This is a genomic window from Phyllobacterium sp. TAF24 (assembly GCF_052113785.1).
GTDB lineage: Bacteria > Pseudomonadota > Alphaproteobacteria > Rhizobiales > Rhizobiaceae > Phyllobacterium.
In genome coordinates, this window is the sequence record NZ_JBFRDN010000010.1 from 132,237 (window position 1) to 148,327 (window position 16,091).

The 16,091-nt window shown below is 53.7% G+C and carries 21 protein-coding genes; 8 read left to right on the forward strand and 13 right to left on the reverse strand.

Annotation, left to right across the window (positions count from 1 at the left end):
* Positions 1 to 48 precede the first annotated feature (48 nt).
* Positions 49 to 441: a hypothetical protein gene (locus AB4Y96_RS11280; RefSeq protein WP_091880389.1), complete on the reverse strand. Its 393-nt coding sequence runs from the start codon at positions 439 to 441 to the stop codon at positions 49 to 51.
* Between the two features lie 65 nt (positions 442 to 506).
* Positions 507 to 761: a hypothetical protein gene (locus AB4Y96_RS11285; protein ID WP_091880388.1), complete on the reverse strand. Its 255-nt coding sequence runs from the start codon at positions 759 to 761 to the stop codon at positions 507 to 509.
* Positions 762 to 857: 96 nt separating this feature from the next.
* Here AB4Y96_RS11285 and AB4Y96_RS11290 point away from each other — a divergent pair, with 96 nt between their 5' ends.
* Complete coding sequence (locus AB4Y96_RS11290) at positions 858 to 1,637, forward strand: AraC family transcriptional regulator (RefSeq protein ID WP_441917386.1); 780 nt, start codon at positions 858 to 860, stop codon at positions 1,635 to 1,637.
* On the opposite strand, the gene AB4Y96_RS11295 is transcribed toward AB4Y96_RS11290, so the two are convergent.
* The 4 genes from AB4Y96_RS11295 to AB4Y96_RS11310 form a co-directional block, all read right to left on the reverse strand.
* Entirely contained in the window at positions 1,634 to 2,485 is an 852-nt protein-coding gene (locus AB4Y96_RS11295) for a hypothetical protein (RefSeq protein ID WP_441917388.1), read from the reverse strand. The two genes, AB4Y96_RS11290 and AB4Y96_RS11295, sit on opposite strands and share 4 nt — an antisense overlap.
* A 46-nt stretch (positions 2,486 to 2,531) precedes the next feature.
* Positions 2,532 to 2,789: a hypothetical protein gene (locus tag AB4Y96_RS11300; RefSeq protein ID WP_091881120.1), complete on the reverse strand. Its 258-nt coding sequence runs from the start codon at positions 2,787 to 2,789 to the stop codon at positions 2,532 to 2,534.
* A 103-nt stretch (positions 2,790 to 2,892) separates the two neighbouring features.
* On the reverse strand, positions 2,893 to 3,228 hold the full coding sequence (locus AB4Y96_RS11305; RefSeq protein ID WP_234528013.1) for a TIGR02301 family protein: 336 nt from the start codon (positions 3,226 to 3,228) through the stop codon (positions 2,893 to 2,895).
* 117 nt (positions 3,229 to 3,345) lie between these two features.
* On the reverse strand, positions 3,346 to 3,777 hold the full coding sequence (locus AB4Y96_RS11310) for an NUDIX hydrolase (RefSeq protein ID WP_441917390.1): 432 nt from the start codon (positions 3,775 to 3,777) through the stop codon (positions 3,346 to 3,348).
* 512 nt (positions 3,778 to 4,289) lie between these two features.
* Between AB4Y96_RS11310 and AB4Y96_RS11315 the strand changes: the two genes are divergently transcribed.
* Both AB4Y96_RS11315 and AB4Y96_RS11320 read left to right on the forward strand, forming a co-directional pair.
* Positions 4,290 to 5,054, forward strand: coding sequence for an SOS response-associated peptidase (locus AB4Y96_RS11315; protein WP_441917392.1), 765 nt, complete (start codon positions 4,290 to 4,292; stop codon positions 5,052 to 5,054).
* Between the two features lie 41 nt (positions 5,055 to 5,095).
* Entirely contained in the window at positions 5,096 to 5,710 is a 615-nt protein-coding gene (locus AB4Y96_RS11320; protein WP_441917394.1) for a LysE/ArgO family amino acid transporter, read from the forward strand.
* Here the strand turns inward: AB4Y96_RS11320 and AB4Y96_RS11325 are convergent.
* Positions 5,687 to 5,854, reverse strand: a complete 168-nt coding sequence (locus AB4Y96_RS11325) for a hypothetical protein (RefSeq protein WP_175540585.1) — start codon at positions 5,852 to 5,854, stop codon at positions 5,687 to 5,689. The two genes, AB4Y96_RS11320 and AB4Y96_RS11325, sit on opposite strands and share 24 nt — an antisense overlap.
* A gap of 386 nt (positions 5,855 to 6,240) precedes the next feature.
* Between AB4Y96_RS11325 and cysS the strand changes: the two genes are divergently transcribed.
* The 4 genes from cysS (at position 6,241) to cimA (ending at position 10,354) form a co-directional block, all read left to right on the forward strand.
* Entirely contained in the window at positions 6,241 to 7,698 is a 1,458-nt protein-coding gene (gene cysS / locus AB4Y96_RS11330) for a cysteine--tRNA ligase (protein ID WP_441917396.1), read from the forward strand.
* Between the two features lie 178 nt (positions 7,699 to 7,876).
* A complete protein-coding gene (locus AB4Y96_RS11335) occupies positions 7,877 to 8,260 on the forward strand; it encodes an endonuclease domain-containing protein (RefSeq protein WP_441917457.1) in 384 nt (127 codons plus the stop codon).
* Complete coding sequence (locus tag AB4Y96_RS11340; protein ID WP_441917397.1) at positions 8,250 to 8,744, forward strand: GFA family protein; 495 nt, start codon at positions 8,250 to 8,252, stop codon at positions 8,742 to 8,744. Before AB4Y96_RS11335 ends, AB4Y96_RS11340 begins: the two co-directional genes overlap by 11 nt.
* Positions 8,717 to 10,354 (forward strand): citramalate synthase, encoded by a 1,638-nt coding sequence (gene cimA, locus AB4Y96_RS11345; RefSeq protein WP_441917399.1) that lies wholly within the window; start codon positions 8,717 to 8,719, stop codon positions 10,352 to 10,354. The genes AB4Y96_RS11340 and cimA overlap by 28 nt, the downstream gene beginning before the upstream one ends.
* 19 nt (positions 10,355 to 10,373) lie before the next feature.
* Here cimA and AB4Y96_RS11350 read toward each other — a convergent pair whose 3' ends face one another.
* The 6 genes from AB4Y96_RS11350 to AB4Y96_RS11375 form a co-directional block, all read right to left on the reverse strand.
* A complete protein-coding gene (locus AB4Y96_RS11350; RefSeq protein WP_441917400.1) occupies positions 10,374 to 10,970 on the reverse strand; it encodes a hypothetical protein in 597 nt (198 codons plus the stop codon).
* Positions 10,971 to 11,070: 100 nt separating this feature from the next.
* Positions 11,071 to 12,216 carry an MFS transporter gene (locus AB4Y96_RS11355; RefSeq protein WP_441917402.1) on the reverse strand — a complete coding sequence of 382 codons (1,146 nt, stop codon included), beginning with the start codon at positions 12,214 to 12,216 and terminating at the stop codon, positions 11,071 to 11,073.
* 73 nt (positions 12,217 to 12,289) lie between these two features.
* Entirely contained in the window at positions 12,290 to 12,685 is a 396-nt protein-coding gene (locus tag AB4Y96_RS11360) for a MerR family transcriptional regulator (protein ID WP_441917403.1), read from the reverse strand.
* A 98-nt stretch (positions 12,686 to 12,783) separates the two neighbouring features.
* Complete coding sequence (locus tag AB4Y96_RS11365; RefSeq protein WP_441917405.1) at positions 12,784 to 13,284, reverse strand: DUF2165 family protein; 501 nt, start codon at positions 13,282 to 13,284, stop codon at positions 12,784 to 12,786.
* Between the two features lie 13 nt (positions 13,285 to 13,297).
* Positions 13,298 to 13,978: an HAD family hydrolase gene (locus AB4Y96_RS11370; RefSeq protein ID WP_441917407.1), complete on the reverse strand. Its 681-nt coding sequence runs from the start codon at positions 13,976 to 13,978 to the stop codon at positions 13,298 to 13,300.
* A 5-nt stretch (positions 13,979 to 13,983) separates the two neighbouring features.
* Positions 13,984 to 14,748, reverse strand: a complete 765-nt coding sequence (locus AB4Y96_RS11375) for an AfsA-related hotdog domain-containing protein (RefSeq protein WP_441917409.1) — start codon at positions 14,746 to 14,748, stop codon at positions 13,984 to 13,986.
* Positions 14,749 to 15,093: 345 nt separating this feature from the next.
* Between AB4Y96_RS11375 and rarD the strand changes: the two genes are divergently transcribed.
* Positions 15,094 to 16,011 (forward strand): EamA family transporter RarD, encoded by a 918-nt coding sequence (gene rarD, locus AB4Y96_RS11380; RefSeq protein WP_175540612.1) that lies wholly within the window; start codon positions 15,094 to 15,096, stop codon positions 16,009 to 16,011.
* Positions 16,012 to 16,091: the final 80 nt, after the last annotated feature.

Sequence of the window (16,091 nt, forward strand, 5' to 3'; positions counted from 1 at the left end):
TAGGAAAGCCCGATGTGACATCGTCCCTGAAAATTTTTGAATTCTTTTTCAGCCAAGCGGAAAAGCCTGCGGCACGAGGATGCGCCGCGCAATTTTTCGCGCCGTGTCATCGTCTTTGACAAAGGCAAAGGAAACGCCAAAAGCATTGCCGAATGCCTGTGCCGCCAGTTTGATCGGCTTAGATATGGGCCCGCCATTCTCGATGACGATGGCTCCTGCACACCAGCGTTTGAGCTGGTCGCGGAACCGCTTGAGAACCTGCGCGCGTTGCTTGCGCTGTTCATGCGGTTCTTCCTGATGATGTTCAGGCGAATGATCGGCAATCATGACGAAACGCTCGCCGCGGGCAAACAGCGCCTTGATCTGCGCTTCAGGACTTTCGGTGCTGTCCTGATCGGCACGCATATAGACAAGCGGAAATTCCTTGAGATCAATGAGCATGACGGTCTCCATGATGGAAAAACGGGCGGCAATCCGCCCGTATGGATCAGAGATCCAGGTATGGATCAGAGATGGGTGACGACGAGTTCGCTAAGCTGCGGGTTGCGAATGGACATGAATTCGAACACCCCCAGCGCCTGCAGAGCGGGCAGGGCTTCGATGATGTCTTTTTCGGCTATAGCGCGATCTTCCTGTGAAGCGTTGGGATTGAGCCAGAGCCGGGCGTTGGCGAGGAATGCGCCGACGGTGCCTTTGCGCACGGGTACATCATTGAAGTGAAGCAGATTGATATCATCGGGTAGAATGTCCTGGGCACGCATGCTGGTCTCCTTCTTGGGTGTGGTCAGATCAAACTATCCAAAGGCGATTGGCGCTGCTATCGTATCAGTGCCATTCAATACGGTGTTGAGGCCAAAATGAGCTATTTCATCACGCCTGATCGTGCCGGGTCATCCCAAGGGCCGATCATCATCGCAGGCAAGCAGGAGGAAGACCTTCCGCGTCTGGTTGGTTTTCATAGCCATGCACGCGGGCAATTGCTTGGTGCCAGCACCGGCTTGCTGACGGTTGGAACGGAGCGGGGACAATGGGTCGTGCCCGCCATTCACGCGGTATGGATACCGCCGCATCATGAGCACTCGCTGCGTTCGCACGGTCCTTATTTTGGCTGGAGTGTTTATGTGGCGGAGCCTGAATGTGCCGCGCTGCCCGCATTTCCCTGCACATTACGCAGTTCCGGGCTTCTGCGTGAGGCAGTCAATCGGGCGGCAAGCTGGAAGGGCGAAGAACTCAATCCGGTAGAGGAGCGCATTGCCCGGGTCATACTCGACGAGATTGCCAGCCTGCCGCAGGAGAATCTCGGCCTGCCATTGCCTCAGGATTTAAGGCTCCTGCGCATTGCGCAAGCCTTCGCAGATAATCTGCTTGATGAGCGAAAGGCGGAGGAATGGGCCGAGTGGGCTGGTATCCCCGCCCGCACAATGACGCGAAAATTCGTTGTCGAGACGGGATTTACGTTTACGGAGTGGCGTCAGCGCGCGCGATTGATGCGGGCATTGGAACTGCTGGCGGCCGGAGAGGCGGTCACAACAATTGCACTGGATGTCGGGTACAACAATATAAGCGCGTTTATTGCTATGTTCCGCCGCGTGTTCGGCGTCACCCCCACGCGCTATTTTGAGAAGAGCATTCTCTAGTCGCCATTGACGAAGAAGCGCCAGCGTCCCTTGGGGGTAATGCCCAAGCGGTAGAACACATAGGTGCCGAACTGCTTCATCTCGTCATAATCGCCAGCGGTGACGATCTGGAAGAGTTCCACGCGCTGTTTGGCGTCGAGCTTGTCGAGTGGATAGGCGAAGAAATAAGGCCATACGTAAAGCTCATCGGGCGTGCCTGCGTCGAGATGCACATAGCCTGAATTCAGAATATCGACCGCAATGGCAAGGATTTCCTGACCATCCGTGTCGCCAGCAAGGCTTTTCAGATAGGCAATCGGATCGCCGTCCACATCAGCGAGTGAAAGCTGGGTAACGTCATCGCCCGAGCCGATCAGCGGGCGCAAAGCTTCCAGTGAGCCGGATTTGGCGGCAGTAAGGATCAACTCGCGCATCTTCTGCACGGGGAAGGGCAGCTTGGTGACGTCATATTCCACATGCGGAGGCGCGGAGCCCTCTGGCACATTTGGCAATGCCAGATTGTCCCGGGTTCCCGCTGCATCGCCTTCCTTGGCGGCAGGTGCCTCCGGCGCCTTTTTGTCAGGCGTTGCGGCTGGGGCTGCGGGCTTTTCCGGTGTTGTTGCGGGCTTGGTCTCGGAAGCGGGCGGAGGTGGCGCAGGCGGCGTTGCTCCGGCAGGCGCTTTTTCATCAGGCTTTGCCGGTGCGGTTTCGGCTGCCTTGGGCAGCTCTTCCTTCTTGATCTCGCTCAGTGCCAGCAGGACAGGTTTGTCAAAACCGGCTGCATAGGCAGGAACAGCGCAAGCGCAGAGAGTTGCAGCTAGAAAACCTGTTCTGGCTAGCACAGAGACGGAAGCGAGCTTGTCGAGCATACAGGATCACCCCGAGTTAGAGCATTCGTCACAGGAATGCTCTGAATTATTGCAGAATGCGATTCGATGAGAACTCGCCTGCAGAAATACGTTCACGCAGCACCTCAAGCAAGGCCAATGCGGACACTTCCCCGTTATCACGGATCAATTCGGTCAATGCGGTCGCAAAAGCAGCTTCGGCCATAATCTCGGGCTCGATACCTTCAAGCGTGCCATCTGCCCAGACTTCATTCTGATATTCGATCGCAACCAGCTTTTTTTCTTCTGCAACCAGCTTATCAAGGTCTGCCGATGTCATGTTCATGATTATACCATCCTTGGCCGAAGCCAATTCTTACACTGCCGCTAAACAATACCATAAGTTTTGCTTAAAATGCGGTCCATTGGCTTCAACAGTTAAAGCCTGGTTAATTTCCATAGCCCGATATGATCTCCGAAGAAAGCCTTTCTCCCTCGGTCTGGTAGCGGTCAATCGCCGCAATCGCCTGGCTCGTACACGTCGTATAGGTCTCGGTAAAAGTCCGGTAGCCGCGGTTGAAGCTGGCAATGAGCCGCGCCTTCCGGGTCGGGTCCGGATTCTCCGCCGCCAGCAGCGAATCCATCCGGTCGCGCCATTGACTGCTCTTCTCGCCGCACAGGTTGCGCAGTGAGTGAATCGAGCCCAGCACCTCAGCCAGACGGATCAGTTTTGTTTCATACAAGGGGTCAACCGCATAGGCGGGCACTGCGGTGGCGATTGCCAACAGAAATGCTGATATCAATGCTCTGCAGCGCACGTATTAACCCTATGGTGGTGGATTCCCCACTGATGGTTGTGACTGGAAAGCAAGGCGTCTTCAAGGCGCAATAGGCGGCAACCCTCAATTTTTAAAGTTTCGGGTTAACGTCTCAGCCATTTCAAGCACGCTTGGCGTAACGTCAAAAGCCGCCATTTCCTCGAATTTCAACCAGTGGACGGCGGCGGCATCATCGGCTGCAACCGCTTCACCCACCGGATCGTGCGCCAGAAAGACCGCAAGGTGATAGGCTTTGGGTGCAGGAAATTCGGGCGTTGAATAGTCAAAGACGACAGTATCGAGATAGGAAACCTTGGTCGCGATTATGCCGGTTTCTTCGAACAGTTCCCGAATAGCCGCTGCGTCAGGTGCTTCTCCCTCCTCACGCCGTCCGCCGGGAAAGGCCAGCCAGCCCTTTGACGGTTCACGCCCGCGCTCAACCAGAAGGAACGCTTCGTTGCGGACGCAAACCGCCGAAACACCATCAACAGTCGGGGAAAGTGGAATCTGTGCCATGGGCTAGGGGTATGCCGGGAGAGGGTTTTTGACAAGGGTGGTGGATGGTGGGGTGTGGTGCGTGGTTCGACAAGCTCACCATGAGGGAGAGTGAGGATGCAAAGCTAATCGCAAAGGTTGCATTGCAAAGGTTGCAGAACTTGACTCTCCACCTCCACCTGTTCCCGTCATCACCCTCACCTTTCTCCGTCATCCTCGGGCTTGACCCGAGGACCCATAATTAAAAGCTCCGAGCAACCAAGTTCGTTTGATCTCCTTAGCTGTGGGTCCTCGGGTCAAGCCCGAGGATGACGGGAAGAGGTGGGGGGTGGGAGYCAAGTTCTGTAACTTTGCGACTAGCGTTGCATCCACCCTCTCCCTCATGGTGAGCTTGTCGAACCACGAACCACGCACCTACACACCGCGCACCGCAACCCACAAACCACACATCACACAGATTAATTGTAACCACCTTGACCCGGCATCGAAAAACCGGAAGATCACCATTCCAATTCAAATAGGCTTTTCATTGCATGTGCGGACGTTTTGCCCTCCTCGGAACCCCGGAAGAGATTGAAGCCCTGATGGGCACGATGGATGTGGAGGCATTTCCCGCCCGCTATAATATCGCGCCGACACAGCCGGTGCTGATGATTGTCTCAGGCGAAACACCGCCGCCCGGCAGCAACCGCCCGGATCGCCGGGCACTGCTGGTGCGCTGGGGGTTCATTCCGGGCTGGGTCAAGGACACCGCCAATTATCCGCTGATGATCAATGCCCGTTCGGAAACGGCCACCGACAAGGCGTCGTTTCGCGCCGCCATGCGCCATCGCCGCGCGCTGATCCCAGCCTCGGGCTTCTTTGAATGGCGCCGCGATGGCAACAAGAAATCGCAGGCCTTCTGGATCAGGCCCAAACATGGCGGTGTTATCGCCTTCGCCGGGCTTTATGAGCCATGGGCCAATGCGGAAGGCTCCGAAATGGATACGGGCGCAATCCTGACCACCAGCGCCAATGAAACACTGCGCCCCATCCATGACCGTATGCCTGTTGTCATTGAGTCCAAGGATTTCAGCCGCTGGCTCGATTGCAAGACGCAGGAACCGCGTCATGTCGCGGATCTTATGAAACCTGCGCAGGCCGATTTCTTTGAGGCCATCCCCGTTTCCGATAGAGTGAACAAGGTTGCCAATATGGGGCCGGATATTCTGGAGCGGGTCGTCGAGGGGATGGCAGAAGTCAAAAAACCGGCGCGGCAAAAGCCGCCAGAGTCTGATGATCAGATGAAGCTCTTCTGATCCCGCTGTTTCAAGCTTTCTTCAATTTCAGGATTTTCCCAATGTTTTCCGCCGCTCTGTCCGGTTTCCTTCTTGGTGCCTCATTGATTATCGCCATTGGCGCGCAGAATGCCTTCATTCTGCGTCAGGGGCTTTTGCAACAGCATGTTTTCATTCTTAGCCTGATCTGCGCGCTATCCGATGCGCTGCTGATCACCGCTGGCGTTGCTGGTCTTGGCACGCTGATCGCCCAGTCACCCAAGCTGATTTCGTTTGTCACGCTGGGTGGTGCCGCGTTTCTGTTCTGGTATGCATCCGTGGCGTTTCGCCGTGCGCTCAAGCCCGAGGCCATGCAGGCGGCAAAGGCGGGCGAGGGGTCTTTGAAAACCGCGATAGCCACGGTTCTGGCGCTGACATTCCTCAACCCGCATGTTTATCTCGATACGGTAGTGCTGCTTGGCGGCCTGTCGGCGCGTTTCGAGGGGGTCAATCGCGCGGCCTATGGTGGCGGTGCTGCGGTTACTTCGTTCGTGTGGTTCTTTGGTCTCGGCTATGGTGCGAGACTGTTGCAGCCGGTTTTTGCAAAGCCGGCCGCTTGGCGCGTGCTTGATGTCCTGATCGGCCTTGTGATGGCCGGGATCGCCCTCAGTCTGTTAGTCCGTTTCCTGCACGGTTGAGTTAAGGTTCAACAGTGGCCGCTGGCGTGGCTTGGTCAAAACGGCGGCCTGAACGGCTGCCGGGCCAATCGCACGATATTGTGCGGCCAGATGATCGGCGAATACGGTGTCGCGGGCTTTGGCCGCTACGGAAGTGTTGGTCATGGGTCCGGTCCTGTGTCGCGGGGACAATTCCCCGGTGATCTCAGACGCAGGAATCCCGGTCAATTGGGCCGGAAAAAAGGCACTTTCCGGGAGGATTTTGGGCTTTCCGGTTAATTTGGATTAACCAATTCAAAACTGATAAATTTGTCACAGGTGACTACTGACAGCTTGCGCTTGACGTCGCGCTTCCGCTCAACCATAAATGCAATCATGAAAACGTCGTCCGTAACGATTATTACCTGTCGGATTATTATCAGCTAGCGCTTCGCTGGCCCCGGCCGTTTTCGTCTCAAAATTTGATCCAAAGATGTGAAACGCACCGGTCGCCAGACCAGCGTGATGATATGCGTATTCACCATTGAAACCTTAAATTTGAGATCAGAGACATGCCGCACAGATTGAGCCTTTACAATACGCTCACCCGCACGAAGGAAGACTTCGTGCCGATCGATCCGAAAAACGTGCGCATGTATGTCTGCGGCCCGACCGTCTATGACTATGCCCATATTGGCAATGCCCGCCCGGTCATCGTGTTCGATGTGCTGTTCCGGTTTTTGCGCCATGTCTATGGCGAGGCGCAAGTTACCTATGTGCGCAACATCACTGACGTTGATGACAAGATCAACGCGCGTGCCGCACGGGACTATCCTGATTTGCCCCTGAACGAAGCAATCCGGGTCGTCACCGATAAGACCAATGCGCAATTTCAGGCGGATGTGAAGGCGCTGGGCAATCTGGAGCCATCGGATCAGCCACGGGCGACGGATTACATCAAAGAGATGGTCGCGATGATTGACCGTCTGGTGGAGCGGGACGTTGCCTATGTTGCTGACGGTCACGTGCTGTTTTCGCCATCGGCGATGAATATGCGCAACGGCCCGCGTTATGGCCTGCTTGCCCGTCGTTCATCCGATGACATGTTGGCCGGGGCCCGGGTTGATGTCGCATCCTACAAGCGCGACGAGATGGATTTCGTGCTGTGGAAGCCGTCCAAGGTTGATGAGCCGGGCTGGCCTTCGCCTGCGGGCATTGAAGGGCTGGGACGTCCCGGCTGGCATATCGAGTGCTCCGCCATGGCCATGGCCAAGCTGCTGGAACCATTCGGCGGCGGACTTTATTGCGATGATCCGATGAAGAACATCTTTGACATCCATGCCGGTGGCATTGATCTCGTCTTTCCACACCATGAGAACGAGATCGCCCAGTCATGCTGCGCGCTGGGGACAGAGCGCATGGCCAATATCTGGATGCATAATGGTTTTCTGCAGGTCGAAGGCCAGAAGATGGCCAAGAGCGCCGGTAATTTCTTCACGATCAACGAGCTTTTAGAAACGAAAGTCTTTGGTGACCGCAAATGGCCGGGTGAGGTGCTGCGCCTTGCCATGCTGATGACCAATTACCGCGAGCCGATTGATTTTACCGTCAACCGGCTGGAGGAAGCCGAGAACATTCTGGTCAAGGCACGCGAATATGTGGGCGACGCTCCTGTCGGGACGATTCCGGATGATGCGATCACCATCCTGTCGGATGATCTGGCGACACCAAGCCTGATCAACTGGCTGGCGTCCATCCGCAAATCCGGTTCGGTGAGCCCGGAAGATTATCATGCTGCCTTCGCACTGCTCGGTGTTGATGTAGCGGGGCAAACAGCGGCCAATCTGTCCGATGCTTTCAAGGCTGAACTTGATGCGAAGATCAGGGAACGTCTGGCTCTGCTTGGCGCAAAGAGCTTTGCCGAGGCTGATCGTATTCGTGATGAGCTGCTGGAAAAAGGCATTCAGCTCAAGGACGGCAAGAATCCTGAGACCGGAGAGCGTGTGACAAGCTGGGAGGTGAAAAGGTGAGTTTGGTGCAACACCTCCCTCTGCCCTGTCGGGCATCTCCCCCACAAGGGGGGAGATCAGCCTTCAATACCGTCTTTGCACAATCTGAAACCGTTCCTGTTGTGCAAAGGCGTTCATGCCAATGTGATCTCCCCCCTTGTGGGGGAGATGTCCGACAGGACAGAGGGGGGTGAGCACCATGCCATCCCACACCCCCGTCTCGCCCAAAATCCGCGGTAACGCCAAGTCCATGCGCAAAGCATTGACCGATGCTGAACTAAAACTTTGGAATGCGGTTCGCGCACATCGGCTGATGGGATTGGCCTTTAAAAGGCAAATGCCCATTGCGGGCTATATAGTCGACTTTGCCTGCCCGACGCGTCGGTTGATCGTGGAGTTGGATGGCTCGCAGCATGGTAACGACATCGATCTGAAATACGATCAGAATAGAACCCAACGTTTGGAAGCGGATGGCTGGACCATGCTGCGTTTCTGGAATGATGATGTTTTGCGGGATATTGACGGTGTATGTCAGCACATTATCAGCGCTGCATTGAGCGGGAACGAAAACCATGAGTCTTGATAACAAGCCCGTTTACACCGGCGGCTGTCAGTGTAGCGCTATTCGGTTTCGCATCGAAGGTGCGCTGACGGATACATCCATCTGTCATTGCCGGATGTGCCAAAAGGCATTCGGCAATTTCTATGCGCCGCTGGTTTCGATTGGAACAGCGCACCTGCAATGGACACGCGGCGAGCCAAAGCGCTTTCGTTCGTCCAATCATGTCCAACGCGGTTTCTGCGAAAGCTGCGGCACGCCTTTGACCTATGAGGCACCCGATGGCGTGGCGCTTGCCATCGGTGCCTTTGATCACCCGGAGGAACTGGCACCGATCGTGCAATGGGGCATTGAGGACAAGCTGCCCTATGTCGATGATTTGCATCATCTGCCCGGCCATCGATCTGATGCTGATCTGGAGTCAGCCGGGTTCCTGAAAACAATGATATCCAACCAGCATCCCGATTATGATACGGATGAATGGCCGCTGGGGGAGGCGGGCAAGTGAAAAAAGAACGCGTTTATCTTTTCGACACAACATTGCGTGATGGTCAGCAGACGCCGGGCATCGATTTTTCGGTTGAGGACAAGAAAGTCATTGCCGATCTGCTCGATGAATTTGGTCTTGATTATGTCGAAGGCGGCTATCCCGGCGCCAATCCCACCGACACGGCATTTTTTGCGGAAAAGCGCACCAAACGAGCAAAGTTCGCTGCTTTCGGCATGACCAAACGCGCCGGTGTTTCCGTCTCCAATGATCCGGGCCTTGCGGCGCTGATTGGCTCCTCGGCTGATGTTGTCTGCTTTGTCGGCAAAAGCTGGGACTATCATGTCCGTGTCGCGCTTGGCTGTACCAACGAGGAAAATCTGGAATCCATCGATGCATCCGTGAAAGCAGCCGTTGCGGCAGGCAAGGAAGCCATTGTCGATTGCGAGCATTTTTTTGACGGCTACAAGGCCAACCCTGATTATGCCATGGCCTGCGCCAGAACCGCCTATGAGGCCGGGGCGCGCTGGGTGGTGCTGTGCGACACCAATGGCGGCACGCAGCCCAATGAAGTCAGCGACATTGTTCGTGCTGTAACCAAAGTCATACCGGGCGATCATCTCGGCATTCATGCGCATAATGACACGGAGCAGGCGGTTGCCAACTCGCTGGCGGCTGTGGATGCAGGCGTGCGTCATATTCAAGGCACGCTGAACGGCATTGGTGAGCGCTGCGGCAATGCCAATCTGATCACTATCATTCCGACGCTGGCGCTCAAGCCCGCATGGTCGAGCCGTTTCGAGACTGGCATCAGCCCGGAAAAACTGAAGGATCTAACCCGCCTGTCGCGCAGTTTTGATGAATTGCTCAACCGTGCTCCCAATGCGCAGGGGGCTTTTGTCGGCACCTCGGCTTTTGCGACCAAGGCTGGCATCCATGCCTCGGCGCTGATCAAGGAGCCCGCGACTTACGAACATGTGCCACCGGAAACAGTCGGCAACCGGCGCAAGGTCATGGTGTCGGATCAGGGTGGCAAGTCCAACTTCATCAATGAGCTGGAGCGGCGCGGTATATCCGTTGCCAAGAACGATCCACGGCTCGATACGCTGATTGCACTGGTCAAGGAGCACGAAGCGGAAGGCTATGCCTATGAGGGCGCCGATGCGAGCTTTGAACTTCTCGCCCGCCGTACGCTCGGCACCGTGCCTGAGTTCTTCAAGGTCGAGTCATTCCGCTGCATGGTCGAACGGCGCTTTGATGCCAATGGCAATATCAAGACTGTCTCGGAGGCCGTGGTCCGTGTCGAGGTGGATGGCGAGCAGCGCATGTCCGTGGCGGAAGGCCATGGCCCGGTGAATGCGCTCGATCTGGCGTTGCGCAAAGACATGGGACGCTACCAGAACGAGATCAATGATCTGGTGCTGGCAGACTTCAAGGTGCGTATCCTCAATGGGGGCACGGAAGCCATCACCCGCGTTTTGATCGAATCGACCGACTCCAGCAACGTGCGCTGGTGGACGGTGGGTGTTTCCGACAACATTATCGATGCTTCGTTTCAGGCACTTATGGACTCAGTGGTCTATAAATTGATGAAAAATCGCGATCTTGCGGGCAAAATCGCTGCGGAGTAGATCGCCTGAGAGGCTTATCCTAACGCATTAGGGACATTCCTGCCTTTTCTTCAGAGGTCAACCAGGAATCGTGCAACCATTTTTCGGTTTTACGACGGCCGGGGAAGGTTATCCAGACGATGTCACGTTCAAAGACCATAACCTCGCGGTCAGCGCCTACAATAACCCAGAACCAACGACCATCCGCAGGGTTTCGCATTTTCACTTTCATACCCGTGACTGTGCGCGTTCGTAATTTTCCAGCTTGTGCGAGGCGTAGAACTTCATCATGTGGTCTAATCCAACTGATATCCATCTTGGGAAGGAGGTCTGGTGCCGTCTGTTTCAGAAAGATCATGGCGATCTCTCTCGCTTCGTCGGTCGAAGGCAAGTTGCCTTCGGTTAGAATCAGGTCCATGCGCGCAAAGCCTTTTAGTTTTCCGGTCATGTCGACAATGAAACTGATGTGTTCGCCCCCGAGACCTTTATTGCGACCGTCGAGGCGTTCACAACGGACAAGTTCAGCCGGTTCACCGTCGATGGTGATGTTGCGACGGGTGACTTGTTCATAGTGCGCAGGCATTTCCTTGATGGCTAGCGGCGTTCCAGGGAATGTTATTGCAGTCAAAGAGGGCACGATCTTTCCTTTCAAGTATCGACAAATGTTGAGATAGTCGTTCCGCCATCGGGCTCATGGAGACGGCGATTGCCAGTAGTTGAGGTCTTCGAAACATGGCCTATTTCCTGATTTTTGGCTTACCGGTGACCAAAAGAGCGAATGCAGCCATGCCCAACAACGTTGCAGGTAGAAGCCAAAGCAGAACAATTCCATACGTTGCGAGGATTTGCGCAACCGGTCCAGCGAGGCTCGCACCAACAAACAGGGCAAAGGAATATATGGCGAGCGCTAATCCGCGATTGGAATTGTTTGCAAAGCCAGCAATAGTCGCAATGAGGCCGGGAACGGCGAGCGCTACGCCTGCGGATAGCAATATGCTGGCAATGATGAGCATCGCTGGTAATTCCGTTACGCCAAGTATCAACGATAAGGAAGCGATTCCAAGACCAATGCGCGCCGTCGTCAGAGCCCCACAGCGCCGCGTAAGAGGAGCGGCGGCAAAAGTGAGAGCCAGGGGAGGCAAGCCGACGAGGCGGAGCATCTGAAGTTCAGCGCCAATCGCAGAGGGCCCGAGAATCTGTGCACCTACATGGAAGGTAACGAAGCCGAAGAGCACGGTCGTGGCCGCCATCCAAGCTATAATAATACTCTTTGCATGAAATAACGATGTGAGTTGATTGTTTGGCCCGGCGGTCGGTGCTGACGCTGTTCTTGCACTGTTCTTTGCGACGGCGAACAGTCCGGTGGCGCCTATTACGTAGAGCGGAGCGATCTCCAGCATCAATATGGAAAGGCTTGCGCCGGATTGAGCGGCGATAAACTGCGCCAGGGGCGCAGCACCCAGAAAGGCGAAGCTCATGAGGGAGACGCCGAACGGGCGTTGTTCAGGCGGTAGTGTTTCGGATACCAGAGATAGTGCTGCCGGGGGAAATGTTGACGCCGCCAGACCCTGCAAGATGCGGGTTGTGAGTAAAAAATTAAACGTGGATGCTTGACTCACCAAGAGCGTTGTAACCGCTGTTGCGATCAGTCCAGCAACGAGCACGCGTCCACGACCGTATCGATCGGACAGTGGTCCGAAGATCAGAAATCCCCCGGCATAGGCGAAGCCGAATGCCGAACCTGCCCATGTCGCGCGAGCCGGGGACACACCGTAGGATTTGGCCATGTCGTTGACCAACGGAATGGTCAGATAAAGTTGGCCCACCACGAGAAATCCGCACGTCATGAGAAAACCAAGAAGGAGAGCATGGCGTAATGTCATGTCATCGTTACCTTTATAACAGTTGACGTAAGATAGAGATTTATGATGAGACTTGTTTATGTCGCACCGGTGGCTAAACCTGCCGGGCAAGCTTGATCAATGTTTCCATTCTTTCGATATTGGCTTCCAGGTCACTTTTGAATGCAGCGAGTTCTGACAATTGAGCGTCTGCTTTTGCAAGTTGATCCTGCAAGATCAACAATACCTTTTCCTTGCCTTTCAGGCCCGTTCCATCGGTGAAATACAATTCGATAACGCTGGCGATTTCGTCGAGGCTCAGCCCAAGATGTTTGAGCGCTGCTATCTTCTCCAGCCGCTTGAGTGAAATTTCATCGTAATAACGATAACCGGTACCTTCCCTTTGTGCAGGGGCCAATAAGCCTATTCGCTCGTAATAATGGATCGTGCGATGGCTGACGCCAGCCCGCTCCGCTAGTTCCCCGATTTGCATCTTTGCAGATGTCGTCATTTTCGGTTTCAATCTCTATTTGACGTCGGGTCGACATTTAGTCTCCTGATCTGCCGCGGTCAATCTTTGCCTGATATTCTATCTCGTTCGTGGGCAGACTATTCGACCGATCGATTGGCCACATAGGAGATCGCCACAATGCTGAGAATTAGCAGCGTCATATGTACTTGCTGAATGGCGCCTTGTTTGATCCAGTAACCAAACCAAAACCCTCCGACCATGAAGGTCAACCAAAGTGCTAAGAAACACGTAAGTGCTCGAATTGATGTTGCGCGTGCGGTTTCAACGGAAGAATCAGATTTGCGAATTGCTGCAAGAAGAAATGCGCCAGCCCCTTTCCAAAGATAAGTAGCAATAAGAAATTGAATTGCGACGATAATCCAGAGAAGTGCAGAAGCGACGCCGACGACCGACCACGCACGCCATATCAGACCAATCCCCAACTGATTAGGGTCATCAGAAAGAAGGCGCATTTCCAGCATTGTCTCTAGAAAAAAACGGTTGGTTGCTGGATCGGTTACATTGTTGATGGCCGCAACTGTCATCCAACAGGCTATGCCAACGAGTAATACACTCTTGGAGAAAAGAGTTGGGTTCATGTAATGCGGCCCCTTATTTGACTGTATGCTTTTGAGAGGAAATTATAGGCCATTCGTGACACTTCGCATGACGAATCAATTCATCGTCTTCGCCGACAGCAGTTGGAAATCCGACAAGATTAAGAAGAGGTAAGTCGCTTATATGATCTCCGTAAGCGAAACAGTCGCCCGTTCGGATACATAATTGGCCAGCAAGCGCGGACGCCGCCACAGCCTTCCCATCGCCAATCATAACAGGAGAACTAATATCACCGGTGTAATAGCCATTCTCCTCACAGAGCTGAGTGGCCAATGTGTAATCAGCGCCCAAAATGGATGAGATGGGTTCAAGAAGATCCACACCTGAGCCTGATACGAGCACAATTATGTGTTCTTGGTTCTGATGTTGCCTGAGTCTGTCAATGGTCTGCTGGATGAAAAAATCTTCGCCTGTCTGTATTTGATGCTTGACCCACTCATGTGCAGCTACTCTCACGGTTTGCCTATTCAATCCGCGATAAGCTTGCCAGTATGCTCGATTAATGATGGCACGATTGACACCCATATGGCTGCGTTGACGTAATTCATCGATAATCGCATCGGCATTGATAGATTGAAAAGTCATGTCAAAGAACTTGAGAAATGCAAACATGCTTTTGGTGCGGATCAGTGTTTCGTCAACGTCAAAGAATGCAATAGCCGTTTTTTTATTCATTGTTGTCACTCCGCTATTGTTTCAGTCTTGATGCGTTTCTCAACAATCTGAGAATGGTATTTGACTGCTTCGATGCCTTTGGCAATTTCCTTAGGCTTGAGCAAAGATGGTTCGAACAAGGTATAGTTCACATGAACTTCAGAAGTTTTGACATCATTTTGCCAAACACTGATTTCGGCCGAAATGACATTACGATCTGGCCTCATCTCGTTACGATTGAGTAATTTGTATTCGACAAATGCTGGGAGTGGGAAGGTAAAAGCAAGAAAACGTGCCGAGAACTCATTGAATACAACATACGTTTTTCGACTGCCCACGCCGTCCATATGACCGAGTTCACTCACGGCGATAAACATCTGTCTGCATGCTTCAACAATGATCATGCCTTGTATCTGCTGGCCGGTGACGTGATCTAGAAGAAATTCGTTCTGATCGGAAATGATAAGGTGCGAACGATACACATCTTTATCGGCAACCACGGGTACCGAGATCAAGGTATTTCTCTGTTGGCGCTTATGTGTAATCGCCTCATGCGCTTGAGTCGGACTACCTTCGTCGCGCCAGAGCGTAAGTGATTTTGTTGTTCCTCTGAGATGTGCAACAGTTTCAAGGGAAACTCTGTCATTTTCAGACAGGCCTTGGCCTTCGATGAGAAAAAATTCAGCATGATCGCTGTTCTTTAAGCGTTCGTATGCCTCTGAGAATGTTAGAGCTCCGCAAGCACCAGAAAATTCGGAAAAACGGTCTGAGACGACCATAAAAATTGTCATCCTTGCCTCTTAAAATTTGGCATGTTTCAGCGCGCCACATTTTCTCGAAATGTATGTTTTTAAGTTCGTGATCAATAGGGTAAGCTTTTCAAAAATGTAATCTTACGTCAAGTAGAGATTTATCGAGTGGTCCAATTTTTGTTAGGATCGCTTTCATTGATGAGATAAAGTCTCAAAGGTTGCTCCGAGTAGGCTGATTTTCCCGATTTTTCATTGAATATAGCTCAAAACATCAAGAGCCTTGATGCATTGATCAGCCGAATTCAATAGACGTTTTAGGGCTATGGTCGTAGATCAGCGCCCATGAGCGAACAGATCAATCAAAGCAGCCTTGGCGCTGGTGCAATGGTAACCGAAGCACAACCGGGAATGTCCGATGGCAGGAAGGGCTTTATCTTTGCGCTGTCTGCCTATCTGCTTTGGGGCATCCTGCCGTTTTATCTGAAGGCCGTCGATTACATGCCGACCCTTGAGGTTGTCTCGCACCGCATTGTCTGGTCGGTGCCGATTGCCGGCGTCGTTCTTTGGTGGCTTGGCCGCTTCGATGATCTGAAAACCGCGTTCAAGACACCGCGCATGTTGGCCATGGCGACGTTGACGGCAACGCTCATTACGATCAATTGGGGCACTTATGTCTGGGCCATCGGTGCGGGTCACGCGGTTGATACGGCGCTCGGCTATTACATCAATCCGCTGGTGAATGTCGTGCTCGGCAGTGTTTTCCTGTCGGAAAAGCTGACACGCCCGCAGATGGTTGCCATTGCTCTGGCGGCCGGCGCTGTCCTGTTACTGACGATTTCATCCGGTGGCTTGCCGTGGATCTCGCTGGTTCTGGCTTTCAGCTTTGGTTTTTACGGCTTCTTCCGCAAGACGCTGCCTATCGGGCCGACGCAGGGTTTCATGCTGGAAGTGCTGATCCTGTCCGTTCCGTCACTCGGCTTCATTTTCTGGACGATAGCACAGGGAACAAGCCATTTCGTCAATGGCAGCAGCCATGACATCGGCCTTTTGCTGTTTGCCGGTCCCGCCACGGCCATTCCGCTTATTCTTTATGCTTTTGGTGCCAAGCTTCTGCGCTACACCACCATCGGCCTGATGCAATATCTTGCGCCGACCATCGTGTTCCTCTGCGCCATCTTTGTCTTTGGCGAGCCATTCTCGCATGAACAATTCATTGCCTTCGCGATGATCTGGGCAGCGCTGGTGATCTACACCTGGTCCATGCTGCGTGAATCGCGCAAGGTGAAGGCGCTCGCCGTTTAATCAGCATCACCATGGGTGAGTGTTGTAGTGCGTGGTTCGTGGTTCGTGGTTCGACAAGCTCACCATGAGGGACAGGGGTG